This window comes from Saccharothrix hoggarensis, assembly GCF_052936025.1.
Genome location: NZ_CP193624.1, coordinates 6,034,752 through 6,058,260 on the forward strand (window position 1 = coordinate 6,034,752; position 23,509 = coordinate 6,058,260).

Here is a 23,509-nt window from a genome sequence, read left to right on the forward strand (position 1 = left end):
GTGCGGGTCTTCCATGGCGCGTCCTCTGCGGTAGGCGGCGAAGCCTCCGTTCTACCCCACTCAGCCGGGCTTGCGGCCCAGCACGTGCAAGCGGGCGGCGACGTCGCGCAGCGGGGGGCGGGTCGACGCGACCAGTTCCAGCTCGGCCAGCGCCTCCGCCGCGCCGGGGTTCGCCTCCAGCACCGAGCCCGGCACCAGGTCCGACACCACCCCGTAGCCCTGCACCAGCTCCACCCCCAGGCCCGCGTCCCGGACCAGCGCCTCCAGCCCGGCCACGTCGAACCGGCGCAGCAGCGGGTCGCGGGTGCCGGCCAGCTGGCCGGCCTCGTCGTCCAGCAGCCGCCTCGCGTCGACCAGCCGGCCCGCGATGGCCCGGTGCAGCACGGCCGCGAACCGGTTCGCCACCAGCACGGACACCGCGCCGCCCGGAGCCGTGGCGGCGGCGAGCGCGGCCAGCGCGACCCCGGCGTCGTCCACGACCTCCAGCAGCCCGTGCCCGAGCACCAGGTCAGCCGAGGCCTCGTGGTCGAGCGCGTCCGTGTCGCCCTGGATGGCGGTGATCCGGTCGAGCACGCCCGCCTCGGCCGCCCGGCGGTTCAGCGTGGCCAGGGCGTTCGGGCTCGGCTCGACGACGGTCACCGCGCACCCGGCCACGGCGAGCGGCACGGCCCACACGCCGCTGCCACCACCGACGTCGAGGACGCGCGGCGGTTCGCCGCCCCGGCGGTCCCGCGCGGCGGCCAGTTCGGCGTCGAGCACCCTGTGTACGGCGTCCGGTCGCATGGACGTAGAGCCTAGGGGCCGTAGGCTGCACAACGTGCATACGGTGGCGGTGCTCAGCCTCAAGGGTGGCGTGGGGAAGACGACGGTCGCGCTTGGTCTGGCGTCGGCCGCGCTGCGGCGCGGGGTCCGGACGCTGGTCATCGACCTGGATCCGCAGTGCAACGCCACCTCGACCCTGGAACCCGACGAGACCGACGCCAGCATCTACGACGTGCTGCAGGACCCCAGCGAGGACACGATCCGGGCGGCGATCGCGCCCAGCGCGTGGGGCGACGGCGTGGACGTGCTGGCCGGTTCCGAGGACGCCGAGTCGCTGAACCACCCCGATCCCGGCGAGACGCGGCTGGGGCGGCTGCGCGAGGCGTTGAGCCTGCTCAAGGACGACGAGGAGCCCTACCAGCTGGTGCTGCTGGACTGCCCGCCGTCGCTGGGCCAGCTGACCCGGTCGGCGCTGGTGGCGGCGGACCGGGCGCTGCTGGTGACGGAGCCCACGATGTTCGCCGTGGCGGGCGTGCAGCGGGCGTTCGAGGCCGTGCAGGCCGAGCGCGAGCACAACGAGCACCTCCAGCCGCTGGGCGTGGTCGTGAACCGGGTGCGGCCGCGGTCGCACGAGCACCAGTTCCGCATCGACGAGCTGCGCGACATCTTCGGCCCGCTGGTGATGCCGGTGGCGCTGCCGGACCGGCTGGCGGTGCAGCAGGCGCAGGGCGCGTGCATGCCGATCCACGAGTGGGGCACGCCGGGCGCGCGCGAGGTGGCGCTGGCGTTCAACCTGCTCCTGGCCCGGATACTGCGCATCAGCCGCAGCAGACGCCGGGCCGTGCACCACGACTTCGACGACCAGGAGATCGAGGAAGCGGTGGACGCGTGAGCACCACCGCGCTGCTCGCGTTCACCGTCGCGGCGGTCCTGCTGACGATCACCCCCGGACTCGACACGATGATGCTGCTGCGCATGGTGCTCGGCGGCGGGCGCAAGGCGGGCCTGGTCGGCGGGTTCGGCACCACGCTGGGCTGCCTGGTGTGGGGCGCGGCGAGCATCGCCGGCCTGACCGCGCTGCTGGTGGCGTCCCGGTTCGCCTACGACGTCGTCCGGTACGCGGGCGCGGCCTACCTGCTGTGGCTGGGCGGGTCGGCGCTGTGGAAGTCGTGGCGCGGCACGCCGGCCGCGCCGGCGGACGTGCCCTCCGTCACGGCGCCGCAGGCGTTGCGGATCGGGTTCACCACGAACCTGCTCAACCCGAAGATCGGCGTGTTCTACCTGAGCCTCCTCCCCCAGTTCCTGCCCTCCGACCAGGCGTCGGCCGGCTGGGGCGCGCTGCTGGTCGGCCTGCACGTCGCCGTCGGCCAGGTGTGGCAGCTCGTCGTCGTGTGGCTCGCCGGACAAGCCGCGGTGGTGCTGACCAGGCCGGACGTGCGCCGGTGGACCGAGCGGCTGACCGCGACCGTGCTGGTCGGGTTCGGCCTGAAGGTGGCTTTCGACAGCGGTGCCCGAGGGTGACACGGTCTTCCTGGCCGGGCACCGCCTGAACGAGGCGCTGGCCGGCCGGCGACTCCTGCGCGGTGAGCTCCGCCACCCCCGGTGGGCCACGGCCGACCTGAGCGGCCGCGACGTGCTGGAGGTGCGGTCGGTCGGCAAGCACCTGTTCACGCGGTTCTCCGGCGACCTGAGCCTGCACAGCCACTTCCGCATGGACGGCGCGTGGCACCTCTACCGGCCCGGCGAGCGCTGGCGGCGGCCCGGCCACCAGGTGCGGGCGCTGCTGGAGGTGCCCGACCGGGTCGCGGTGGGTTTCGCGCTGCACGACCTGGAGCTGCTGCCCACCGACCAGGAGTCGCGGCTCGTCGGCCACCTCGGGCCCGACCTGCTGGGCGACTGGGACGCCGAACGGGCCGCCGAGGCGGTCGCCAGGCTCGCCGCGGACCCCGACCGCGAGGTCGGCCTGGCGCTGCTGGACCAGCGCGTCATGGCGGGCGTGGGGAACCTCTACAAGGCCGAGGTGTGCTTCCTGCTGGGCGTCTCGCCGTGGACCCCGGTGTCCGCCGTGGACCCGGCGGAGGCCGTGCGGCTGGCCCGCAAGCTCCTGCTCGCCAACGCGTGGCGCCCGGAGCAGAACACGACGGGTCTGATGGAGCGCGGCCGACAGCACTGGGTGTTCGAGCGGGGCGGCCGGCCGTGCCTGCGCTGCGCGACGAAGGTGCGGGTCGGCGGGCAGGGCGCGGGCGTGCTGGAGCGTCCCGCGTACTGGTGCCCGCGCTGCCAGCCAGGGCCGATCGCTTAGGGTTGCCGCCGTGGTCTACAAGAGCGTGGTGCGCAAGGCGTTGTTCCGGATGCACGGCGGCGACGCGGAGCGGGTCCACGAGACCACCCTCGGCCTCCTCGCCGCGGTGAGCCCGGCGGCGAAGCTCGTGCGGCGCAAGCCGGCGGCCGAGCGCACCGTCTTCGGCGTGCGGTTCCCCAACCCGGTCGGCCTCGCCGCCGGGCTGGACAAGAACGGCCGGGCGCTGCCCGCGTGGGGCGCGCTCGGGTTCGGGTTCGTCGAGGTCGGCACGGTCACCCGGCACCCGCAGCCGGGCAACCCGAAGCCGCGCCTGTTCCGGTTGCGCGACAGCGAGGCGATCATCAACCGGATGGGCTTCAACAACGACGGCGCGCAGGAGCTGGCCAACCGGCTGGACCGCCTCGGCCCGCTGTCCGTGCCGCTGGGCATCAGCCTGGGCAAGTCCAAGGTCACGCCGGTCGAGGAAGCCGTGGAGGACTACCGGACGTCCCTGCGGGCGCTCTACCGGCACGGCGACTACTTCGCGATCAACATCAGCTCGCCGAACACCCCCGGCCTGCGCGGCCTGCAGGACCGGGGCGCGCTGACCGAGCTGCTGTCCGCGCTCAACGCCACCGCGCACGAGCTGGCCGGGTCGAAGCCGCGCAAGCCACTGCTGGTCAAGATCGCGCCCGACCTGACCGACGAGGCGATCGCCGAGCTGCTGGACGTGTGCGCGTCGCACGAGGTCAGCGGCCTGATCGCGACGAACACCACGCTGTCGCGCGACGGGCTCGCCCCGGCCGACCAACGCCTGGCGCACGAGGCGGGCGGGCTGAGCGGCAAGCCGCTGGCCGCACGGGCCCGCGAGGTGGTGCGGTTCGTCAGCCGGGAGACCGACGGCAAGCTGCCGATCATCGGGGTCGGCGGCATCGCGAGCGCCGACGACGCCAAGCGGATGCTGGACGCCGGCGCGAGCCTGCTCCAGCTCTACACCGGGTTCATCTACGAGGGGCCGGGCCTGGTGCGGCGCATCACCCGCTCGCTGGCCTGAGCCACGCCGGCCGTCCGCGCCGTCTGTCCGCGTCGTCTGTCCACGTCGTCTGTCCGCGCCGGCCGTCCGCGCCGTCTGTCCACGTCGTCTGTCCGCGCCGGCCGTCCGCGGCAGCTGCCCGCGGCGGGCGGGAGCCGCGGACTACGGCCGGCCGACCGGTCCCGGCCTGGGCTTGCGGATGGCGTCCAGCGAGCGCAGCACCGGGTGCAGGATCACCACGAGCAGCGAGCCCCACACGAGGCCGCCCAGCTCCAGCTCGCCCAGCCGCAACGTCAGGTCGCCCACGCCCGCCACCAGGGCGGCGCCGCCGACCAGCGCGTTGCCGGGGTTGGCGAGGTCGACCCGGTTCTCCATCCACACCCGGACGCCGACGAGGCTGATCAGGCCGAGCAGGACCAGGGTCGCGCCGCCGACCACGCCCGCCGGGATGGACCCGACCACCGCCGCGGCCTTCGGCGAGAACGCCAGCAGCACCGCGGCCACGCCGGTCACCGCGTACGCGGCCGTGGAGAAGACCTTGGTCACGCCCATCACGCCGATGTTCTCGGAGTACGTCGTGGTGCCCGACCCGCCGCCGATGCCCGCGAGCGCGGTCGACAGGCCGTTCGCGATGATCGAGTCGCCGACGTTGCCGTCGAGGTTGCGGCCGGTCAGCGTGGCGATGGCCTTGACGTGGCCCACGTTCTCCGCGACCAGCACGATCACCACCGGCAGCACCAGCAGCGTCACCGACGGCCGCAGTTCCGGCGCGTGGAACGCGGGCAGGCCGAACCAGTCCGCCCGGCCGATGGCGGCCGTGTCGACCAGGCCGAGGACGAGCCCGAGCAGCCACCCCGCGACGACGCCGATGAGCACGGAGAACCGGAAGAACGACCCGCGGCCCAGCACGCCGCACAGCAGGATGATGCCCATCGTCACCACGGCAGGCAGCGGTTGCCGCGCGAACGAGTCGGTGGCCTGGTGCGACAGGTTCAGGCCGATGAGGACGACCACCGCGCCGGTGACGACGGGCGGCATCACGGCTTCCAGCAGCCGCACGCCCAGGGCCTTCACCGCGACCCCGATGATGATCACCAGCAGGCCGGCCGCGAGGACGCCGCCGAGCTGCGCGGCGATGCCTTGGTCGCGGGCGGCGGACAGCGGCGCGATGAACGCGAACGACGCGCCGAGGTAGCTGGGCACCCGGTTGCGGGTGATCACCAGGAACAGGAGGGTGCCGACGCCGGAGAACAGCAGCGTGGTGCTGACCGGCAGTCCCGTCGTGGCCGGGACCAGGATCGTGGCGCCGGACATGGCGGCGAGGTGCTGGGCGCCGAACCCCACGGTGCGCGGCCAGCTCAGCCGCTCCTCCGGCGCGATGGCGTCGCCGTCGGTCGAGCGGCCATCACCGTGCACGGTCCACAACGCCACTCAATGACCTCCCCGGCGACCAGGACGGACCACGCTGTCCGACCCAGGGATCCTGCCACGCCAAGTAGTGGCTGCGGCTAGGTAACAGTCTGATAATCACACGATCGCAGCAGCGTACGCCACTACCGCTGCCAAAGCAGCCGTACTCTGCTACGCAACGTGACGTAACCGAGGTTCGTGCAGATGGCCGCGCGCCGTTCAGCGGGACGTGCCGCAGGCGGCACGACACCCCCGCCGTCTCAGCGGGACGTGGCGCCGTTCCGGCGGGACGGCCGGCCTAGCGCGACAGGTCGCGCAGCGCCGACGACAGGCCCGCCAGGTGGTCCGTCGCGTCGCCCAGCACCTGCCGGGGGTTGGACGCGGTGCTCTCGGCGAGCACCCGACCGGCCGCGGCGACCAGGGCGCAGTAACCGTCCACGCCCTCGTCCAGCTGGGCGCGCAGTCTTCGCACGCCCTCGACGAGCGGGGCGCGGTCCAGCGGCGGCGCGGTGTCGCGGGCCCGTTCCACGGCCTGCAGCTGGTCCGAGACGGCCCGGATCGCGGACGCCGCCTCGACGCCCGTCGACCTGGCCTGCTCGACCGAGTCGGTGGGCACGGAGGTCAACGCGGCCGAGTCGAGCTGCCGCAGCAGCTCCCGCAGCGTGTCCTCGGCGGCCTCCAGCCGTTCCATCGGCTGCCGCGCCGCCGACGAGCGGGCGGGCAACGCCTGCCGGGACGGCAGGGCCGCCATCTGCTTGCGGGCCGCGTCGATGCCCCGCATCTTCTGGTGCGTGCGGACCGTCAGCACCGAGGTGCCGGCGAAGCCGAGGGCCGCGCCGATCCCGACGCCGGCGGGCAGCACGCCGGTCAGCGTCAGCGTGCCGACCACCGCGAGCAGGGCCAGCACGATCAGCCAGAAGGTGAGCACGCGGCTCGATCGGCGGTACCGCCGATCGAGCTTCGCGCGCGGGTCGTTCCAGGCGGCGTACCGCCGTTTCACCTGGTCCGCGAGTTGCCCTTGGAGTTGGCCACCGACGATCTGGACGATCTCGCCGGCCACCTTCCGCCGGGGTTCCATCGCGGACACCACTCCTCTCAGCCCTGGCTCGCCGGCGGGTTCTGCTGCATCTGCTGGGTGGGCTGGGCCTGCGCCTGCTGCACCCGCTGCTGGATTTCCTGCTGGATGCTCGCGCTCGCGCTCGCCGGCTGACCGCTCGTCACCTCGCCGGCGACCTTGCCGCCGGACATCGACGCGCGGATCTGCTCCAGCCGCGAGTGGCCCGCCATCTCGGTGGTCGACGCCTGGACCTCCAGCATCCGGCCCTGCACCGAGTTCTGCGCCAGCTCCGCCGAGCCGAGCGCGGTCGTGTACCGCTTCTCGATCTTGTCGCGGACCTCTTCGAGCGACGGCGTGTTGCCCGGCGCGGCCAGCTCGGTCATCTGGCGCAGCGAGTGCGAGACCTGCTCCTGCATCTTCGCCTGCTCCAGCTGGCTGAGCAGCTTGGTGCGCTCGGCGAGCTTGGTCTGGAGCACCATCGCGTTGCGCTCGACGGCCTGCTTGGCCTGCGTCGCGGCCTGCAACGCCTGGTCGTGCAGCGTCTTCAGGTCCTCGATGTTCTGCTCCGACGTCACCAGCTGCGTGGCGAAGCCCTGGGCGGCGGTCTCGAACTGCGCCGCCTTCGCCTCGTCGCCCTTCGCGCGGGCCTCGTCGGCGAGCACGAGCGCCTGACGTGCGGAGGCCTGGAGCTTCTCCACCTCGCCGAGCTGGCGGTTGAGCTTCATTTCGAGCTGGCGCTGGTTGCCGATCACCGCGGCCGCCTGCTGGGACAGCGCCTGGTGCTGCCGCTGAGCCTCCTCGATGGCCTGCTGGATCTGCACCTTCGGGTCGGCGTGCTCATCGATCTTGGACGAGAACGCCGCCATGAAGTACTTCCATGCCTTCACGAAAGGGTTGGCCATCTCCTACGCCTGCCTTCTCCGCACTTCCCTGGCTCGCGCTCGTGATTGGCAACGACCCGGTGCCGGTGTTGGTTCCATCGTGTCAGTTGTCCCGCGCTGCTTCCACCGACCTGGGGAGATATCCGGGTTCACCCTGAGTCACCCCCCGACTTTCGTCGACATGGTCATCCTGCCCGTAGGGGTGCGGGCGCACGCGCCGACCCCGCGGGCGGTTGCCAACTCGTTGCACGGTCCCCGCCAACGCCGAAAGCCGAGCCGGTCGGACCGGCTCGGCTTCCGCACGGGTGCGCTGGGTTACGCCGCCACCACCGCGTTGCGCGGCTTGCTGATCGCGGTGGACAGCCGGTGCGTGAGCACGGGCTGCAACCGCAGGTCGGACAGGTCGTTGCCGATCACCGCCGGCACCAGGGCGCCGCCCTCCAGGCTCGCCGACGCGGGCGCGGCGCGCTCGGTCAGCTCGGCCGGGGTGGGCACCGGCTGCTGGACCGCGCCGATGTCCGAGGCGACCAGGTGCAGCAGTTCCGACAGGGGCAGGTCCAACGCCTCGCAGATCGCGGCCAACAGCTCGCTGGACGCCTCCTTGCGGCCACGCTCCACCTCGGAGAGGTACCCCAGGCTGACGCGGGCGGTCCTGGAGACCTCGCGCAGCGTGCGGCGTTGGGTGGTGCGGGCATGGCGGAGCCGATCACCGATCGCCTCGCGTAGCAGCACGGTCATCGCGCGCCTCCTTCCGGCCGGCCGTGCCACCACGTTACCGACCCGTTCCGTCGACGGGCAGTGACTTCCGGACACGTCCGCCAAGGGCGAACGAGTGAACTCACGGGTAAGTTCCCGCGGCCGTGCGCGGGTGTGACCGGGAACGCGCTGCTCATGTCACTCGTCCGGGATCTCCAAGTGGGTGTGCAGGAGGTCCAGCGCCGCCGCCGTCGATCTTGCCCGTACTTCGTGACGATCACCACCGAGAGTGAGCGTGTCGACGAACGAACCGGACGGACCGGACAAACCGATGTGGACGGTGCCGGGCGCGACCCCGTCCTGGGAGTCCGGGCCGGCCACGCCGGTCAGGCCGAGCCCCCATGTCGCCCCGCAGCGCTCCCGCGCGCCCTCGGCGAGCTGCCGGGCCACCTCGGGGTGCACCGCGCCGCGGTCGGCCAGCAGGGCCGCGTCCACGCCCGCGAGCGCGTGCTTGAGGTCGGTGGCGTAGACCACGAGCCCGCCGCGCACGACGGCGCTGGACCCCGGCACGGACGTCAGCTCGGCGGTCACCAGCCCCGCCGTGAGCGACTCGGCCGTCGCCACCGTCTCGCCGCGCCGCTTCAGGGCGCGCACGACGTCCTCGGCGCTCACGCCCCGGCCACCGCCCGCTTCCCGCGCGCCCGCAGCCGCACGGCGCGGATCACGTAGTCGACGCCGGTGACCACGGTCAGCACCACGGCCGCGCCCATCATCGCCACGGCGACGAACTCCAGCCACGGCGGCAGCGGCAGCAGGTACAGGCCGATGGCGAAGATCTGCACGAGCGTCTTCACCTTGCCGCCGCGGCTGGCCGGGATCACGCCGTGCCGGATGACCCAGAACCGCAGCAGCGTCACGCCGAGCTCGCGCACGGCGATGACGACCGTCACCCACCACGGCAGCTCGCCGAGCAGGCTCAGGCCGATCAGCGCGGCGCCGGTCAGCGCCTTGTCCGCGATCGGGTCGGCGATCTTGCCGAAGTCGGTGATCAGACCGAGCTTGCGGGCCAGGTTGCCGTCCACGTGGTCCGTGACCGACGCCACGGCGAACACGCCGAACGCCGCCAGCCGCCACCAGAACTGGTGGCCGTCCTCCGCGAACAGGAGGTAGAGGAACACCGGCACGAGCACCAGCCGGGACATCGTCAGCACGTTGGCGATGTTCAGCACCGGCACGCGCGCGGGTTCGGTCACCTCGGGAGCACCTCGATCGCTGTGACGACCAGGTCGACGCCCTCGGACGCGTCCACCCGGCACCGCACCAGGTCGCCGACCTCCAGGCCGTCGGCGTTCGTGACGACGCACTCGCCGTCGACCTCGGGCGCCTGGTGGGCGGCCCGGCCGACGCAGTCGTTGTCGTCGTCCTCCGCGGTCTCGACCAGGACTACGACCTCCTCGCCGACGCGGTCCTCCGCGCGCTGCGAGGTCAGCTCCTCGACCAGGTTCGAGATCCGCGTGACGCGCTCGGCGATCGTGTCGGCGTCCAGCTTGTCCGGCAGGCCCTCGGCCTCGGTGCCGTCCTCGTCGGAGTAGCCGAACACGCCCACCGCGTCGAGCCTGGCCGCGGTGAGGAAGCGCTCCAGCTCGGCGACGTCCTCCTCGGTCTCGCCCGGGAAGCCGACGATGACGTTGCTGCGGATGCCCGCGCGCGGCGCGAGGGAGCGGATCTGCTCGACCAGGCCGAGGAACGACTCGGTGGACCCGAACCGGCGCATCCGGCGCAGCACGGACGCGCTGGAGTGCTGGAAGGACATGTCGAAGTAGTCGGCGACGCCGTCCGTCGTGGCGATGGCCTTGACCAGCGTGGGCTTCGTCTCGGCCGGCTGGAGGTAGGAGACGCGGACGCGGTCGATGCCGGGCACGGCGGCGAGCCTGGTCAGCAGCCGCTCCAGGCCGCCCAGCTCGCGCGGCAGGTCCTTGGCGTAGGAGGTGGAGTTCTCGGAGACCAGGAACACCTCGCGCACGCCCTGCTCGGCCAGCCACATGGCCTCGGCCACCACCTCGTCCGGGTGGCGGGACACGAACGCGCCGCGGAACGACGGGATCGCGCAGAACGAGCAGCGGCGGTCGCAGCCGGAGGCGATCTTCAGCGGCGCGACGGGCGTGTCGGTGAGGCGGGTGCGCAGCACGCGCGGGCCCCAGCCGTGGCCGGGCACCTGGACGTCCTCGACGACGGCCGGGCGCTGCACGGGGGTCAGCGGCAGCAGCGTGCGGCGGTCCACCGGCTGGTGGGACTCGACGGTCTGGCCGGCGAGGACGTCGTCCAGCCGCTCGGCGAGGTTCGCGTAGTGGTCGAACCCGAGCACGGCGTCCGCCTCGGGGAGGCTGTCGGCCAGTTCGGCGCCGTACCGCTCGGCCATGCACCCGACCGCGACGACCTTCGCGCCGCTGTCGGAGGCGGCGAGGAGCGTGTCCACGGAGTCCTTCTTGGCGGACTCGACGAAGCCGCACGTGTTGACCACGACCACGTCGGCCTCGTCGTCGACCAGCTCCCAGCCGCCGGCGGTGAGGCGACCGGCCAGCTCTTCGGAGTCGACTTCGTTGCGGGCGCACCCGAGGGTCAGCATGGCGACGCGCTTGGACGTGGTGGGGGAAGACACGGTGCTCAGCGTAACCGGCGCGGTGGCCGTCGCCGCCCGGCCGTGCGTCGTCCGTGCGGGGGCACGTGCCGCACGCCTCACCGCGGCGTCCGCGCGACCGACGACGGCACTCGTCGCACGGGCGTCCGAAGACCCGGCGGCGGTGACGCCGGGCGGCCCGTTTCCGGTCACCTGGGCGCTCGGCCCGTCGGGGCGAGGCCTACGTTTGACCCGTGAACGACCCGATCAACGTGCGGCGGGCCCGGACCGGTGACGTGCGTGCGATGAAGACCCTGATCGACGCGTACGCCGGCAAGGTGCTGCTGGCCAAGCCGCTGGTGACGCTGTTCGAGGACGTCCAGGAGTTCTGGGTCGCCGAGCAGGACGGCGCGGTGCTGGGGTGCGGCGCCCTGCACGTGCTGTGGGAGGACCTGGCGGAGATCCGCTCGGTGGCGGTGGCGCCGGAGGCGCTGGGGCGGGGCATCGGGCACCGGATCGTGCGCCGGCTCATCGAGACGGCCCGCGAGCTCCAGCTGGAGCGGCTGTTCGTGCTGACCTTCGAGACCACGTTCTTCGGCCGGCACGGCTTCGTGGAGATCGACGGCACGCCCGTCTCCCCCGAGGTCTACGAGGAGATCATGCGGTCGGCCGACGAGGGCGTCGCCGAGTTCCTCGACCTCTCGTACGTGAAGCCGAACACCCTCGGCAACTCGCGCATGCTCCTCCACCTGTAACTCTTCGAGTAATAACTCGAAGAGTATTGACTCCACGAACGGCGACCCACCAAGATCGGCGTCGTGGAGCAACTGACGGTGGACGAGCTGGCGGTGCGGGTCGGCCTGCCCGGCAGCACGATCCGCATGTACCAGACCAAGGGCGTGCTGCACCCGCCGCGCCGCCAGGGCCGCGTCGCCTACTACGACGCCTCCCACCTCGAACGCCTCACCCTCGTCCAACGCCTCCAGGCGCGTGGCTTCTCGCTGCCCGCGATCGCCGAGCTGGTCAAGGCCCGCGAGAAGGGCGCCAGCGTCGCCGCGGTGCTGGGCGTCGGCGAGGCGGAGGGCCCCGACGACTGGGTCCGCATCCGGGTCCGCGACATCAGCCGGCTGGTGCCGCTGGGCGATGTCCGGCCGCGCGTCCTGCGCCGCGCCGTGCAGCTCGGCCTGGTCCGGTGGCGGCGGGGCTGGCCGCACGCCCGCCGCTGGGCGCTGGAGGCGGGCAACCGGCTCGCCGCGCTGACCGTGCCCAGCGACGACGTGCTGGACAAGTTCGCGAACCTCCGCACGGCCACCGACGGCATCGCCGCCGACTTCGTGGAGGTGTTCGAGCGCAGGCTGTGGCCGCAGCTCGCCGACAACGCGGGCCAGGACGACCAGCTCGACCGGATGCGCGCGCTGCTCGTGGAGCTGACCTACACGGCCGAGACCGTCGTCATCGGCACGCTGCGCGAGTCGATCCGGGACGCCGCCGAGGAGTTCGCGCGCCGGCACGGGCTGCTGCCCAGCGACGACTTCCAACCCGCGTGGGTGGAGGAACCGGTGCCGATCGCGGAACGTCTCATCGACACCGAGGAGGACGACGAGGTCCCCGACGAGCCGACGATCCAGCGGTTCCTCGACCGGGGCGACGACCACGACGAGCCGGTCCGATGACCGCGCTCGTGCCCGACCCGGCCTGGCGCGCCCAGGTGCGGGACGAGGGCTTGGTCGTGCACGCCGGCGCGGACCTCGCCTACCTCCTCCCGGACGTGCCCGCCGCCGAGGCGCGGGTGCTGGTCGAGCTGTTCGAGCCGGTGCGGAGGGGTACGGCTCGCCCGCTCGACCCGGACCGGCTCACCGCGCCGGTCCGCGCGCACCTGCCGCAGCTCCGGTCGCTGGGCGCGCTGCGCCCGGCGGGCCTGCCCGTGCCGGACCAGCCGCTGGACGTCGGCGTGCGGGTCCTCGGCACGGCGCCCGCCGGGCTCGACGCCCACTTCCCCGACGTCGCCGCGCCGGACGTGGTGCTGGTCGTGCGCACCACCGGCACGCTGGCCGACCTGGTCGCGCTGCGGGAGCCGAAGCCGCACCTCCTGCTGGACCTCGCCTACCACCACACGGCGTCGCTGGGACCGTTCGTGGTGCCGGGCGCAAGCGCTTGCCTCGGCTGCCTGGCCGTGCGCGCGCGGTACCGGTGGGGCGATCCGGAGCCGCCCGCCCGGCCCGCGGCGACGACCACCGACTTCCCGCTGCTGTGGGCGAAGCACGCGATCACCCGCCTGGCCGCCGGTTCGCTGGCGCTGCTGGACCGGGTCGTGACGCTCCACCTGGACGAGTTCACCACCACCGCCGAGGACGTGCTGCCGGCGGCGGACTGCGAGGTGTGCCCCCGGCTCGACGTGGGCCGGGTGGACCTGCCGTGGGGGGAAAACCGATGACGACCGCTCTGCGCCTGCCCGATCCGTTCACCCCGGACGCGAGCGCGACCAGCGCCGCCACGCCGACGTGCTGCTGCTGTTGCTGCTGCTGTGCGGCGTCCGCGGTCGGCTCGGCGATCGCGCTTCCCCTGGGCATGCGCAACGACCTCGCCGAGGCGGACCAGCCGCGCCGCAAGGCCCTGTGGGTGCTGCCCGCCGCGCTGTACCCGCCCGGTGTGGCGCTCGTGCCGGCCGTCGGCCTCGTGGACCACTGGCTCGCGTACATCGTCGGCGGCGGCGCGGTCGCGTTGCTGTGGGCGTTCCTGGCGGCGAAGCTCACCGGCTCGGCCAAGCCGTTCGGCGGGGTCGGCCGGCTGCTCATCTGGGCGATCTTCTTCACGTTCGAGGCGATCCTGTTCCTGCCGATGATCGCCGTGGTCGGCTGGCTCGGGCCGTGGTTCGGCGGGCTGGCCTACCTGCTGGTGGTGGTGCTGGTCGGGCGGGCCGTCGTCCGGTTCTACCGGCCGGACGCGACGTGATCGCGCTCGTCGGCGCGGCGGTCTGCCTGCGCGCCGGCTACCGGTACGACCGGTCGATCGGCAGGCCCCCGCTGCGGTCCGGGGTGAAGCGGACGGCGTTCTGGGTGCTGGTGTTCGCCGCGGAGTGCCTGGTGGTGCCGTCCTTGGTGACGATGACGAACCTCGTGGTGGTGCCGGCGGTGTTCGCGTACGTGCTGGCGGCCGGCCTGGTCGGGCCGTGGGTGTCGGAGCACTACCGCCGGAGGGCGACGTGATCACGCCCGCGTCCGTGCTGCTGGCACGCGCCGTCGGTTGGCGGCAGGGCGTCGTGTCCGCGCTGCGCCCCGTGCCGCGCACGCTGTCCGATGTGGACGTTCCGGGGTTCGCGGCGGTGCCGGAGCCGTTCGCGACCGGCGGCACGTCCGGCGGCGCGGCGTTCGAGCCGGAGCAGGCGAGGCTGGCCGCGATCGCCGAGGCGCTGGAGCGGCACGCCGCCGCGCGCAGTCCACTGGAGACGGTCGCCGAGCCGGACGGGCCGTGCTGGCGGCTGGACGAGTTCAGCCTCCACACCGCGGAGCAGCGGTCCCGCCCGGGGTTCCGCTACCGGTACGCCGACCCCGGCTACACCAGGGCGTGGACGTTGCCGGACAACGAACCCGTGTGGGTGCCCGCCGGGCTGGTCGGCTTGCGGGAGGAGTTCGGCCTGCCCGCCACGTCGTCCGGTCTGGCCGCCGGCCCGTCCGCGGCGCACGCGCTGCTGCGCGCCACCCAGGAGTTGGTGGAACGCGACGCGTTCACGACCACCTGGCTGCACAGCCTCGCGCCGCCGCGGCTCTCGCTGCCGGACGACCTGCGGGTCGGCGACGTGCGGGCGTTCGACCTCACCCCCGCGCACAGCCCGCACCCGGTGGTCGCGGTCGCCGGGACGCTGCCGCTCGCCGGCCGCCCCCGGCCGACGCTGGGGCTGGCGTGCCGCGCGACGGTCGCCGAGGCGATCCGCAAGGCGTGGCTGGAGTGGACCCAGGGCACGGTCTTCATCGCGGCCCGGGGATCGGCGGACCGGGTCCACCAGCCCGACGAGGTCACCGACTTCGACCGGCACGCCCTCTACTACGCGGGCCACCCCGACGAGTGGGACGCGTTGCCGTGGTGGCGGGGCGTGCCGGGACCGCCGCCGCGCGACTCGACCGCCCGCGGTGACGCCGCGCAGCTCGAAGAGCTGGTGCGCGCGCTGGGCGTGCGGCTGGCGTACCGGGAGCTGACGTCGCCCGAGGCCGCCGCCGTGGGCCTGCGGTGCGTGCGCGTCCTGTCCCCCGACCTCACGCCGCTGCACGCCGACCACCGCTGGCCGCACCTCGGCGGGCGCGCGGCCGACGTGGCGTGGCGCTACCCCGGCCGATCGGGCCGGTTCCCCAATCCCGCACCGCATCCGCTGGGGTGAGCATGACGCCGTTCGACGACTTCTGGACCGCCGGCGGCTACTCGGCGCTGCACCAGCGCAGGCTGGGTGAGCGCCTCCGCGAGTTCCGCGGCTCGCCGCCGACCGCCGACCCGTTCGAGCTGCCGTCCGCGCCGCAGCCCCTGGGCAAGCCGCGGGACCGGCTGCAACGGCTGTTCCGGGCCCGCCGCAGCACGCGGGAGTTCAGCTCCGAGCCGGTGACGGCGCGGCAGTTCGGCGCGGTGCTCGCCGCGCTGGCCGACGAGGACGGGCGCAGCTACCCGTCCGCGGGCGGGCTGAACCCGTTGCGCTGCTACGGGTTCCTGCGCCGCGTCGAGCACGGGCTGAACGGCCGGGTGGTCCGGTACGACGCGCGGCGGCACGCCGTGCAGGACGTCGGTCCCGCACCGGACTGGCTGCGGCTGCGCGAAGTGCTCGCGGCCGATGCCGAACCCGCGCTGGTGCTGGCGCTCGTCCTCGCGGACCAACCGGTGTTGGACAAGTACGGGCAGCGCGGTGGGCGGTTCGGCCTCGTCGAGGCGGGCGCGGCGGCCCAGTCCGTCTGCCTCCGGATGGCCCAGCAGCGCCTCGGCGGCTACCTCCTCGGCGGCGCGGCGGACGCGGATGTGCTGGCACTGCTGGGGTTGCGAGGTCAACCGGTCCGGTTGGCGGCGGTCATCGCGTGCGGCCGGACGTTCACCGGACGTTGACGCGGCATCCGCCGATTGGGGCTGGCGCCCGTAGATTACCGGCCGGTATGAAATGCCCCTCAGCCCGAATTCGAGGGGAAGAACAGTGCTCGCGACATCCCTGCGCAACGCGTTCGTCGTCCTGCTCGCCTCGCTCTCCCTGCTCGCCGGCGCCGGCGTCGGCCAGGCGGCCATCAACGCCCCGGCGGTGACGGACGACTACCTCTTCAGCAAGTCCCTGTCGCAGTTCAGCTCGATCCGCACCCAGCGCCCGTACGCCGACCAGCTCGACTGGTCGTCGGACGGCTGTTCGTGGTCGCCGGACAACCCGTTCGGCTTCAAGTTCCTGCCGGCCTGCCACCGGCACGACTTCGGTTACCGCAACTACAAGCGGCAGGGTCGGTTCAACGAGACGACCCGCCTGCGGATCGACAACAACTTCAAGTCCGACATGTACCACCAGTGCGCGGGCAACTGGTCCTGCAACCGGACCGCGGACGCCTACTACAAGGCGGTGCGCGAGTTCGGCGCCAGCTGACGGCCCTTCGCGGTCAGCGGTTCGCGTCAGCGGTTCGCGGAACGGGCACGGCGTTTCCCTCGGTCGGGCGACGGTCGACGTCGCGTGACCCCGGGAATGCCGTGCCCGTGCCGGGCGGGACCGTCAGGTGGTGATCGAGAAGCTGTTCGAGGCGAAGTTCATGCCGCCCGCCGACGACGTGATCTCGAACCCGAACTGCACGTCCCCGACCGTCACGTCGCCGTACCAGCCGCGCGCCCCGATCCACCTCAGCACCGCCAGCACGTCGACCGTGCCGGAGTTCGTGTTCCCGGTCCGCACGAACGAGAACACGGCGTTGGACCCGTTGGAACCCCGGTACACGTCCCAGGTGTGTCCGCCGACCGTCACCGTGGTCTGCCTGGTCCCGATGGGCCCGACGGCGCCCTGCTTGTTCATCCAGATCATGATCTCGTAGGCGTGGTTGTCGGCCCAGATGTCGTAGGCCGTCGCGTACGAGCCCGCGCCCGGCCGGGTCACGTCGAACGAACTCGACAACCTGGTCATCGCGCTGAGCTTGCGGTTGACCGCCTTCGCCGAGTGCGGGTAGGACTTCACGCCGCCGGTGTTCGGGTGGTCCGCCCACACGCCCCAGTTGCTGAAGGAGTTCGCCCAGATCCCCTGGTACCCCGCGCCGGAGCCCCAGACGTTGTTGCGGACGGTGTACCCGCCGTTGGACCACGTGCCCCACTTGTCGTTGGACGACCAGACCGCCGCCTGGGCGACCCCGGTGGAGCCGAGGAGGAAACCGACCAACGCGACCGCGACCGCGGCCGAACGCATCCTGTTCATGGCGCTTCTTCCCGGGCAACGCTGCCCATGTCGTCGCACTGGCAATCGAATCGCTTCGACTGACAGTGCGGAGGGATTCCTGCGACGCGGCGGTGGATGACCGGACTATCGCAGCCGACACCCGTCCGGTCAACGACGGACGGTCAAGCGGGACGCGCCCGCGCGAATTCGACGGATTCGACCGCGCCCTTCGACGGGACATTCGACCGGGTAGTCGAGTGGGTGGTCGACCAGGCATTCGACTCGGCATTCGACCGGGTATCCGACCGCGTATTCGGCAGCGGCGATCGTGCCGGGAGAACTCAGTCGTCGTCCACGGCCTCGTCCGGCCCGGAACCACCGCGGATCAGGTACACCACGGAGTCCAGCTCGTCGGGCTTGATCAGCACCTCGCGCGCCTTCGAGCCCTCGGACGGGCCGACCACGCCGCGCGTCTCCAGCAGGTCCATCAGCCGCCCGGCCTTGGCGAAACCCACCCGCAGCTTGCGCTGCAACATGGACGTCGACCCGAACTGGGACGTGACGATCAGCTCGGCGGCCTGGATCAGCAGCTCCATGTCGTCGCCGATGTCGGCGTCGACTTCCTTCTTCTCGCTCGCCTTCGCCGCCGTGACGCCGTCCGTGTACTCGGGCTGCGCCTGCTGCTTGGTGAAGTTGACGATCTCCGAGATCTCGTCGTCCCCGACGTACGCGCCCTGCACGCGCACCGGTTTCGACGCGCCCATCGGCAGGTACAGGCCGTCGCCCATGCCGATCAGCTTCTCGGCGCCCGGCTGGTCGAGGATGACCCGCGAGTCGGTCAGCGACGACGTCGCGAACGCCAGCCGCGACGGCACGTTCGTCTTGATGAGACCGGTGACCACGTCGACGGACGGCCGCTGCGTCGCCAGCACCAGGTGGATGCCCGCCGCACGGGCCTTCTGCGTGATCCGGACGATGGCGTCCTCGACGTCGCGCGGGGCGGTCATCATCAGGTCGGCCAGCTCGTCCACGATCGCCATGATGTAGGGGTACGGCCGGTAGACGCGCTCGCTGCCCGGCGGCGCGCCGATCTCGCCCGACCGCACCTTCCGGTTGAAGTCGTCGATGTGCCGCACCCGGTTGACCTGCATGTCCTGGTAGCGCTGCTCCATCTCCTCGACCAGCCAGGCCAGCGCGGCGGCGGCCTTCTTCGGCTGGGTGATGATGGGCGTGATCAGGTGCGGGATGCCCTCGTACGGCGTCAGCTCGACCATCTTCGGGTCGATCAGGATCATCCGGACCTCGTCCGGCGTGGCCCGCGCCAGCAGCGACACCAGCATCGAGTTCACGAAGCTCGACTTGCCGGAACCCGTGGAGCCGGCGACCAGCAGGTGCGGCATCTTGGTCAGGTTCGCGGTGACGAAGTGGCCCTCGATGTCCTTGCCCAGCCCGATGACCATCGGGTGGTTGTCCTTGACCGTGGACGGCGAGCGCAGCACGTCGCCGAGCCGCACCATCTCGCGGTCGCTGTTGGGCACCTCGATGCCGACGGCGGACTTGCCGGGGATCGGGGCGAGCAGCCGGACGTTGTCGGTGGCGACGGCGTAGGCGATGTTCTTGGTCAGCGCGGTGATCTTCTCGACCTTCACGCCCGGACCCAGCTCCACCTCGTACCGGGTGACCGTCGGGCCGCGGGTGAAGCCGGTGACCTGCGCGTCGATGGAGAACTGGTCGAGGACGCCGGAGATGGCCTCGATCATGAGGTCGTTGGCCTTGCTGCGGGCCTTCGGCGCGTCGCCGTCCTTCAGGATGGTCGGCGGCGGCAGCTTGTAGTCGCCCTCGACCGCGCGCACGGCGAGCGCGGCCGTCTTCGGCAGCTCCGGCGTGGCCTTGGGCTTCGGCGCGGGCTTCGCCACGGGCGGCGGTGGCGGCTCGTCGTCCAGCGGGAGCTCGGGCTGGTCGTCCTCGGCGGCGACGGCCTGGCGGCGCGAGCGGGACGGGCGGCGCAGCTTCGCCGGCTTCGGCTCGGGCTCGGGCTCCGCCTCGTCCTCGGCGCCGAAGCCCTCGGTCCGCTCGGGCGCGCGGTGCAGGAGGCCGCCGAGCTTGGCGGGCAGGTCGCGGATCGGCACGTGGACCAGCAGCAGCACGCCGTAGCCGAAGATCAGGAAGAGCAGCGGTCCGGCGACCCACGGCGTGAGGCCCTGGGCGAGGAACCCGCCGGCGAGGTAGCCGAGCGCGCCACCGGCGTCCCGGCGCGCGATCGGGTCCATCGGCAGTCCGCCGACGAGGTGGAACATGCCGAGGAAGCCGACGGTGACGAGGATGGAGCCGATCACCAGGCGTGGGCGCGCCTCGGGGTTCGGGTCGGTGCGCATGAGCGCCACGCCGACCGCCAGCAGCAGCGCGGGCACGATCACCGAGGGCCCGCCGACCGAGCTGCGCACGGCGACGTCGACCCACCGGCCGACCGGTCCGCCCGCCTGCCACCACACGCCGGCGGCGGTGATCACGGCGAGCGAGATGAGCACGAGCGCGAGGCCGTCACGGCGGTGCGCCGGGTCGAGTTCCTTGCCGCGCCCGACCGCGCGGACGATCGAGCCGACGCCGCGGCCGAGGAGGCCCCACACCTTGCCGATGGACGACGGGCCGGAGGCCTTCTTCGCCGGGGAGCGCCGGGCGGCCGGCCTGGACGCGCCGGAACGGGGCTTCGACCCGGATCTGGTGCTGCGGGTCGTGCCCTTGCGCGAGGTCCCCGTTCGACCGGCCATGTGCCCTACGGTAGTCCCTTGTGCCCCACCGGCCCCAACGGTCACGGTGGACGTGACGTGCGCTGCCCGACGCCCATGGTTGCCCGGAAGTCGCTGCGCCGACACCTCGACACGCCGTAGCCTGCCCGTCGTGTCCACACCACTGCTGTGGCGCGTGCTGACCGCCGTCGACCAGGGTGTCGTCGGCCTCAGCGGACGACTCGAAGTCACCGGCGACATCCCGGCGGACCTCAGGGGGCGTCCCCTGCTGCTCGCGTCCAACCACATCGGCAACCTCGACCCCTTCGTGCTGATCGCGGCGTGCCGCCGGATCGGTGTCGCACCGCGGTTCCTGCTCGCGGGAGGGCTGCTCGACGCGCCCGTCCTGGGGCCCCTGCTGCGGGGGTCCGGGCACCTGCGGGTGGACCGGGCGGCGGCGGACGTCGGCGACGCCTACCACCGCACCGTCGAGGCGTTGCGGCGCGGCGGCGACCCGATCGCGCTGTACCCGGAGGGCAGGATCAGCCTCGACCCGGGGCTGTGGCCGGAGCGGGGCAAGACCGGCGCGGCACGGCTGGCGCTGAGCGGCGACATCCCGGTGGTGCCGGTCAGCCAGTGGGGCGCGCACGAGGCCGTCTACTGGGGCAACACGCACGTGAACGGGTGGCAGGACGCCAAGCCGTACGTCACGTCGTACGTGCGCGGGATGCTGCGGCGGCCGACGTTCAAGGTGCACTTCGGCAAGCCGGTGGACCTGTCCGGTCTGGAGGACGGCAAGCCGGGCGACGCGCGTCGGGCGCACGAGCGGATCATGCGCGCGATCACGGCGGGCCTGGTGCCGCTGCGGATCGACGAGCCGGACCTGCCGAGGTTCCACGACCCGACGCGGCCGACGACCGGCAAGAGCCCCTGGCGTCCGGAGTGACGGCGTCGGAGGAGAAGTCCGCCGGAACCGCGTCCCGGGTGTCCGGAGTGGACGCTGCCGGGATTCCGGCCCGCGGCACGGCGTTGGCGCTGCTGTCGTCGGTCACGTTCGGCGCGTCCGGCGTGCTGGCGAAGCCGGTGATGGAGGCCGGCGTCACGCCGACGCAGGTCACCAGCGCCCGGATCGGCATCGCGGCGGCCGTGCTGCTCGTGGTCGTCGCGCTGCTGCGGCCGCGGGCGTTGCGGTTCGCGCGCGGCGACTGGGGTCTGCTCGTCGGCTACGGGCTGTTCGGCGTGATCGGCGCGCCGCTGCTGTTCTTCATCTCGGCGGCGCGCATCCCGGTGGGCATCGCGATGCTGCTGGAGTTCACCGCGCCGATCCTGGTGGCGCTGTGGGTGCGGTTCGTGCGCGGCACGCGGCTGCCCCGCGCGGTGTGGTGGGGCATCGCGGTGGCGTTGCTGGGCCTGGCGATGGTCGGCGAGGTGTGGCAGAGCGTGCGGCTGGACACCGTCGGCGTGCTGGCGGGCCTGGGTTCGGCGGTGTGCACGGCGGCGTACTACCTGCTGGGCGAACGCGCGGCGGGCAAGCACGACCCGCTCGGCGTGCTCGCGGTCGGCATGGTGGTGGGCGCGGTGGTCCTGGCCGTGGTGAGCCCGCCGTGGCTGGTGCCGATGGGTACGCCGACGGACCTCGGGCCGACGTGGGCGCTGCTGCTGGGGTTGGCGTTGGTGGCGACGGTGGTGGCGTACCTGGCCGGGATCGTGTCGCTGAAGCACCTGCCGTCGTCGGCGGCGAGCGTGATCGGGCTGCTGGAGCCCGTGGTGGCGACGGTGCTGGCGTGGTGGCTGCTCAACGAGGCGCTGAGCGGGTTGCAGGTCGCGGGCGCGGCCGTGCTGCTGGCCGGCGCGGCGGCGGTGCAGGTGGCGAGCGGGCGGAAGGCGCCCGTCACACCCGAGCCGGTGCCCCGGCCCTGACCTGACCGGACCGGACCGTGATCGAGTACGCGTCACACCTTGGCGAGGAACGCCCGCCAGGCGACAGCGGTGAAGGCCAACCGCGGAGCGGTGTTCTTGGAGTCCCGCACGCCGACGGCGTCGGACGCGAACGCCACTTCCACGCAGTCTGTGCCGACGCCCTCGCTGTGACTGCTCTTACGCCACCTCACCGCCTGCTGTCGTCGCACCCCTGGCCTCCCGCAGTCGGTCGAAGCGGTCCGCCCACCTGGCGAACGCCGACCGCGATTGTTCCTCAGTCAGCGCGACTCGTGCGAGGTCGTGACAACTCTGCTGGTACGCCCTGGTCGCCTCGAAGGTGTCCAGGAACAGCGACACCTGGCCGCACTCGACGTACGTCACCGGCGTGTAGTCGGCGAAGGTCATGTGGGTGAAGGGCGTGTTCAACGAACGCGGAAGCACCGCCGTGAACGGGATGAGCCGCACGCCGCCCCGGAACAGCAGTTGCAGCATCTGTTCGTACATCACCTGCGGGCCGCCGACCATGCGGTGCAAGGCGGCCTCGTAGAGGAAGAACATGCCTTTCGGGGGAGACGGCTCGTCGAAGATCGCCTGCCTGGCCATGCGATCGGCAACGGCGTCCTCGGCGCCGGGAGCGCCGTCCATCAACGCGGCGGCGTAGTCGCGAGTCTGGAGCAGCCCCGGCACGACGATGGTCTGGTACGACCTGATCGTCTTGGCCGACCGCTCGTGGATGATCAGCATCCGGAGGCTGTCCGGCATCGCGACGCCGTGCGGGCGCACGTAGTGCCCGGTGGTCGGCTCCTGCGCCAACCCCATGATGTGGTCGAACGTGTCCGGGTCGGCGCGGAGGTGGCCGACGAACCGGGCGATGTCCACCGGGCTGGTGCCGCGCGTGCCGCCCTCCAACTTGGAGAGCTTGCCCGCGGACCAGCCCAGCTCCTCGATCAACGTCCCGGTCCTGACGTCCGACCGACGACGGGCCTGACGGAGGGCGTCCCCCAGCTCGCGACTCAACGCGTTCGACATCCGTGACTCCATGTGGGCACGCTAGGGCCGCCTGACCAGCGGTTTCCAGCCGGCGGCCCGGATTCCACCCCAAGGGATCACCGCGGTACCAGCGGTACCTACTTCAGGAACGCGAGCACGCGCTCCATCAACAGCGCCGCGGCCACCTCGTCGTACGACGACAGGCTCTCGTCGGCGAACAGGTGCTTGTCGCCGGGGTACAGGAACAGTCCCCCGTCCGGCGCGCCGGCGACGAGCGCGCGGGCCGCGTCGAGGTCGCCGTCGTCGACGAACGACGCGTCGTCGGCCATCGCGTGGACCTGGACCGGCACGCTCGGGGGCCACCCGCCGAACTCGGACGCCGGCACGCACGCGCTGACGAGCAACGCGCCCACCGCCCCCGGTTTGGTCTGGGCCAACATCTGCGCCGGCAGCACGCCCAGCGAGAACCCCAGGTAGACGACCTCCGGGGACAGCCCCTCGACGGCGAGCCGGCCGCGTTCCGCGATCGTGCCGAACCCGACCTCCTGCGCGTAGTCGAGCCCCGCGCCGAGGTCCACGAAGATCCGCCCGTCGTACAGGTCCGGCACGTGCACGGTGTGCCCGGCCTCCGCCAACCGCTCGGCGAACGCCTCCACACCGGACGTCAGCCCGTGCGCGTGGTGGAACAGCACCACCTCTGCCATGTCACTCCCCCTCTGTGCGACGACGGCCGGCCCGACGAGGTGGTCGGGCCGGCCGTCGGGCTCGG

At 72.7% G+C, this 23,509-nt stretch carries 27 protein-coding genes; 14 read left to right on the forward strand and 13 right to left on the reverse strand.

Going from position 1 to position 23,509, the window contains the following annotated elements; genetic code table 11:
• Window positions 1-60: 60 nt before the first annotated feature.
• Window positions 61-783: a class I SAM-dependent methyltransferase gene (locus tag ACRAKH_RS27140; protein WP_447009373.1), complete on the reverse strand. Its 723-nt coding sequence runs from the start codon at window positions 781-783 to the stop codon at window positions 61-63.
• 34 nt (window positions 784-817) lie between these two features.
• Here ACRAKH_RS27140 and ACRAKH_RS27145 point away from each other — a divergent pair, with 34 nt between their 5' ends.
• Genes ACRAKH_RS27145 through ACRAKH_RS27160 form a run of 4 tightly spaced genes read left to right on the forward strand, consistent with a single transcriptional unit; the run spans window position 818 to window position 4,097 of the window.
• The gene (locus ACRAKH_RS27145; protein ID WP_380725011.1) at window positions 818-1,654 is read left to right on the forward strand and encodes a ParA family protein; all 837 of its coding nucleotides are present in this window, start codon (window positions 818-820) and stop codon (window positions 1,652-1,654) included.
• Window positions 1,651-2,283, forward strand: coding sequence for a LysE family translocator (locus ACRAKH_RS27150; protein WP_380725012.1), 633 nt, complete (start codon window positions 1,651-1,653; stop codon window positions 2,281-2,283). The genes ACRAKH_RS27145 and ACRAKH_RS27150 overlap by 4 nt, the downstream gene beginning before the upstream one ends.
• Window positions 2,270-3,064, forward strand: coding sequence for a DNA-formamidopyrimidine glycosylase family protein (locus ACRAKH_RS27155; RefSeq protein WP_380725013.1), 795 nt, complete (start codon window positions 2,270-2,272; stop codon window positions 3,062-3,064). Before ACRAKH_RS27150 ends, ACRAKH_RS27155 begins: the two co-directional genes overlap by 14 nt.
• A 10-nt stretch (window positions 3,065-3,074) precedes the next feature.
• The gene (locus ACRAKH_RS27160; protein WP_380725014.1) at window positions 3,075-4,097 is read left to right on the forward strand and encodes a quinone-dependent dihydroorotate dehydrogenase; all 1,023 of its coding nucleotides are present in this window, start codon (window positions 3,075-3,077) and stop codon (window positions 4,095-4,097) included.
• 141 nt (window positions 4,098-4,238) lie between these two features.
• Here ACRAKH_RS27160 and ACRAKH_RS27165 read toward each other — a convergent pair whose 3' ends face one another.
• The 7 genes from ACRAKH_RS27165 to rimO all read right to left on the reverse strand — a co-directional run bounded on the left by ACRAKH_RS27165 (window position 4,239) and on the right by rimO (window position 10,746).
• The gene (locus ACRAKH_RS27165) at window positions 4,239-5,507 is read right to left on the reverse strand and encodes a uracil-xanthine permease family protein (RefSeq protein ID WP_380725015.1); all 1,269 of its coding nucleotides are present in this window, start codon (window positions 5,505-5,507) and stop codon (window positions 4,239-4,241) included.
• A 277-nt stretch (window positions 5,508-5,784) separates the two neighbouring features.
• Entirely contained in the window at window positions 5,785-6,564 is a 780-nt protein-coding gene (gene pspM, locus ACRAKH_RS27170; RefSeq protein ID WP_380725016.1) for a phage shock envelope stress response protein PspM, read from the reverse strand.
• A gap of 17 nt (window positions 6,565-6,581) precedes the next feature.
• Window positions 6,582-7,445, reverse strand: coding sequence for a PspA/IM30 family protein (locus ACRAKH_RS27175; protein WP_380725017.1), 864 nt, complete (start codon window positions 7,443-7,445; stop codon window positions 6,582-6,584).
• 294 nt (window positions 7,446-7,739) lie between these two features.
• Window positions 7,740-8,162: a helix-turn-helix domain-containing protein gene (locus tag ACRAKH_RS27180; RefSeq protein WP_380725018.1), complete on the reverse strand. Its 423-nt coding sequence runs from the start codon at window positions 8,160-8,162 to the stop codon at window positions 7,740-7,742.
• Between the two features lie 156 nt (window positions 8,163-8,318).
• A complete protein-coding gene (locus ACRAKH_RS27185) occupies window positions 8,319-8,792 on the reverse strand; it encodes a CinA family protein (protein WP_447009374.1) in 474 nt (157 codons plus the stop codon).
• Entirely contained in the window at window positions 8,789-9,322 is a 534-nt protein-coding gene (pgsA, locus tag ACRAKH_RS27190) for a CDP-diacylglycerol--glycerol-3-phosphate 3-phosphatidyltransferase (protein WP_380725023.1), read from the reverse strand. The genes ACRAKH_RS27185 and pgsA overlap by 4 nt, the downstream gene beginning before the upstream one ends.
• Before the next feature lie 47 nt (window positions 9,323-9,369).
• A complete protein-coding gene (rimO, locus tag ACRAKH_RS27195) occupies window positions 9,370-10,746 on the reverse strand; it encodes a 30S ribosomal protein S12 methylthiotransferase RimO (protein ID WP_380725024.1) in 1,377 nt (458 codons plus the stop codon).
• A gap of 245 nt (window positions 10,747-10,991) precedes the next feature.
• Here rimO and ACRAKH_RS27200 point away from each other — a divergent pair, with 245 nt between their 5' ends.
• The 8 genes from ACRAKH_RS27200 to ACRAKH_RS27235 all read left to right on the forward strand — a co-directional run bounded on the left by ACRAKH_RS27200 (window position 10,992) and on the right by ACRAKH_RS27235 (window position 16,333).
• On the forward strand, window positions 10,992-11,492 hold the full coding sequence (locus tag ACRAKH_RS27200; protein ID WP_380725020.1) for an amino-acid N-acetyltransferase: 501 nt from the start codon (window positions 10,992-10,994) through the stop codon (window positions 11,490-11,492).
• Window positions 11,493-11,555: 63 nt separating this feature from the next.
• The gene (locus tag ACRAKH_RS27205) at window positions 11,556-12,410 is read left to right on the forward strand and encodes a MerR family transcriptional regulator (RefSeq protein ID WP_380725021.1); all 855 of its coding nucleotides are present in this window, start codon (window positions 11,556-11,558) and stop codon (window positions 12,408-12,410) included.
• The gene (locus ACRAKH_RS27210) at window positions 12,407-13,171 is read left to right on the forward strand and encodes a hypothetical protein (protein WP_447009375.1); all 765 of its coding nucleotides are present in this window, start codon (window positions 12,407-12,409) and stop codon (window positions 13,169-13,171) included. The genes ACRAKH_RS27205 and ACRAKH_RS27210 overlap by 4 nt, the downstream gene beginning before the upstream one ends.
• On the forward strand, window positions 13,168-13,689 hold the full coding sequence (locus ACRAKH_RS27215; RefSeq protein ID WP_380724193.1) for a hypothetical protein: 522 nt from the start codon (window positions 13,168-13,170) through the stop codon (window positions 13,687-13,689). The genes ACRAKH_RS27210 and ACRAKH_RS27215 overlap by 4 nt, the downstream gene beginning before the upstream one ends.
• The gene (locus ACRAKH_RS27220) at window positions 13,686-13,943 is read left to right on the forward strand and encodes a hypothetical protein (protein ID WP_380724194.1); all 258 of its coding nucleotides are present in this window, start codon (window positions 13,686-13,688) and stop codon (window positions 13,941-13,943) included. Before ACRAKH_RS27215 ends, ACRAKH_RS27220 begins: the two co-directional genes overlap by 4 nt.
• On the forward strand, window positions 13,940-15,109 hold the full coding sequence (locus ACRAKH_RS27225; protein WP_380724195.1) for a YcaO-like family protein: 1,170 nt from the start codon (window positions 13,940-13,942) through the stop codon (window positions 15,107-15,109). Before ACRAKH_RS27220 ends, ACRAKH_RS27225 begins: the two co-directional genes overlap by 4 nt.
• Before the next feature lie 2 nt (window positions 15,110-15,111).
• On the forward strand, window positions 15,112-15,816 hold the full coding sequence (locus ACRAKH_RS27230; protein WP_380724196.1) for a nitroreductase family protein: 705 nt from the start codon (window positions 15,112-15,114) through the stop codon (window positions 15,814-15,816).
• 85 nt (window positions 15,817-15,901) lie between these two features.
• Complete coding sequence (locus ACRAKH_RS27235) at window positions 15,902-16,333, forward strand: phospholipase (protein WP_380724197.1); 432 nt, start codon at window positions 15,902-15,904, stop codon at window positions 16,331-16,333.
• 123 nt (window positions 16,334-16,456) lie between these two features.
• Here the strand turns inward: ACRAKH_RS27235 and ACRAKH_RS27240 are convergent, their stop codons facing one another.
• Window positions 16,457-17,143 (reverse strand): glycoside hydrolase family 12 protein, encoded by a 687-nt coding sequence (locus ACRAKH_RS27240; RefSeq protein ID WP_380724198.1) that lies wholly within the window; start codon window positions 17,141-17,143, stop codon window positions 16,457-16,459.
• 302 nt (window positions 17,144-17,445) lie between these two features.
• Complete coding sequence (locus ACRAKH_RS27245) at window positions 17,446-19,872, reverse strand: DNA translocase FtsK (protein ID WP_447009376.1); 2,427 nt, start codon at window positions 19,870-19,872, stop codon at window positions 17,446-17,448.
• Between the two features lie 130 nt (window positions 19,873-20,002).
• Here ACRAKH_RS27245 and ACRAKH_RS27250 point away from each other — a divergent pair, with 130 nt between their 5' ends.
• Both ACRAKH_RS27250 and ACRAKH_RS27255 read left to right on the forward strand, forming a co-directional pair.
• The gene (locus ACRAKH_RS27250) at window positions 20,003-20,776 is read left to right on the forward strand and encodes a lysophospholipid acyltransferase family protein (RefSeq protein ID WP_380724200.1); all 774 of its coding nucleotides are present in this window, start codon (window positions 20,003-20,005) and stop codon (window positions 20,774-20,776) included.
• A 38-nt stretch (window positions 20,777-20,814) separates the two neighbouring features.
• Window positions 20,815-21,750, forward strand: a complete 936-nt coding sequence (locus ACRAKH_RS27255) for an EamA family transporter (RefSeq protein WP_380724201.1) — start codon at window positions 20,815-20,817, stop codon at window positions 21,748-21,750.
• Window positions 21,751-21,782: 32 nt separating this feature from the next.
• On the opposite strand, the gene ACRAKH_RS27260 is transcribed toward ACRAKH_RS27255, so the two are convergent.
• The 3 genes from ACRAKH_RS27260 to ACRAKH_RS27270 form a co-directional block, all read right to left on the reverse strand.
• A complete protein-coding gene (locus ACRAKH_RS27260; protein WP_380724202.1) occupies window positions 21,783-21,887 on the reverse strand; it encodes a DUF397 domain-containing protein in 105 nt (34 codons plus the stop codon).
• A 40-nt stretch (window positions 21,888-21,927) separates the two neighbouring features.
• Window positions 21,928-22,791, reverse strand: a complete 864-nt coding sequence (locus ACRAKH_RS27265; RefSeq protein ID WP_380724203.1) for a helix-turn-helix domain-containing protein — start codon at window positions 22,789-22,791, stop codon at window positions 21,928-21,930.
• Window positions 22,792-22,877: 86 nt separating this feature from the next.
• On the reverse strand, window positions 22,878-23,444 hold the full coding sequence (locus tag ACRAKH_RS27270) for a dienelactone hydrolase family protein (RefSeq protein WP_380724204.1): 567 nt from the start codon (window positions 23,442-23,444) through the stop codon (window positions 22,878-22,880).
• Between the last annotated feature and the right edge of the window lie 65 nt (window positions 23,445-23,509).

Bases quoted from the DNA above. Each gene is read 5' to 3' on its own strand.
- ACRAKH_RS27140 (WP_447009373.1), bottom strand. From the start codon at position 783: ATGCGACCGGACGCCGTACACAGGGTGCTCGACGCCGAACTGGCCGCC.
- rimO (WP_380725024.1), bottom strand. From the start codon at position 10,746: ATGCTGACCCTCGGGTGCGCCCGCAACGAAGTCGACTCCGAAGAGCTG.
- ACRAKH_RS27175 (WP_380725017.1), bottom strand. From the start codon at position 7,445: ATGGCCAACCCTTTCGTGAAGGCATGGAAGTACTTCATGGCGGCGTTC.
- ACRAKH_RS27265 (WP_380724203.1), bottom strand. From the start codon at position 22,791: ATGGAGTCACGGATGTCGAACGCGTTGAGTCGCGAGCTGGGGGACGCC.
- pgsA (WP_380725023.1), bottom strand. From the start codon at position 9,322: ATGTCCCGGCTGGTGCTCGTGCCGGTGTTCCTCTACCTCCTGTTCGCG.
- ACRAKH_RS27245 (WP_447009376.1), bottom strand. From the start codon at position 19,872: ATGGCCGGTCGAACGGGGACCTCGCGCAAGGGCACGACCCGCAGCACC.
- ACRAKH_RS27270 (WP_380724204.1), bottom strand. From the start codon at position 23,444: ATGGCAGAGGTGGTGCTGTTCCACCACGCGCACGGGCTGACGTCCGGT.
- ACRAKH_RS27180 (WP_380725018.1), bottom strand. From the start codon at position 8,162: ATGACCGTGCTGCTACGCGAGGCGATCGGTGATCGGCTCCGCCATGCC.
- ACRAKH_RS27230 (WP_380724196.1), top strand. From the start codon at position 15,112: ATGACGCCGTTCGACGACTTCTGGACCGCCGGCGGCTACTCGGCGCTG.
- ACRAKH_RS27210 (WP_447009375.1), top strand. From the start codon at position 12,407: ATGACCGCGCTCGTGCCCGACCCGGCCTGGCGCGCCCAGGTGCGGGAC.
- ACRAKH_RS27240 (WP_380724198.1), bottom strand. From the start codon at position 17,143: ATGAACAGGATGCGTTCGGCCGCGGTCGCGGTCGCGTTGGTCGGTTTC.
- pspM (WP_380725016.1), bottom strand. From the start codon at position 6,564: ATGGAACCCCGGCGGAAGGTGGCCGGCGAGATCGTCCAGATCGTCGGT.
- ACRAKH_RS27215 (WP_380724193.1), top strand. From the start codon at position 13,168: ATGACGACCGCTCTGCGCCTGCCCGATCCGTTCACCCCGGACGCGAGC.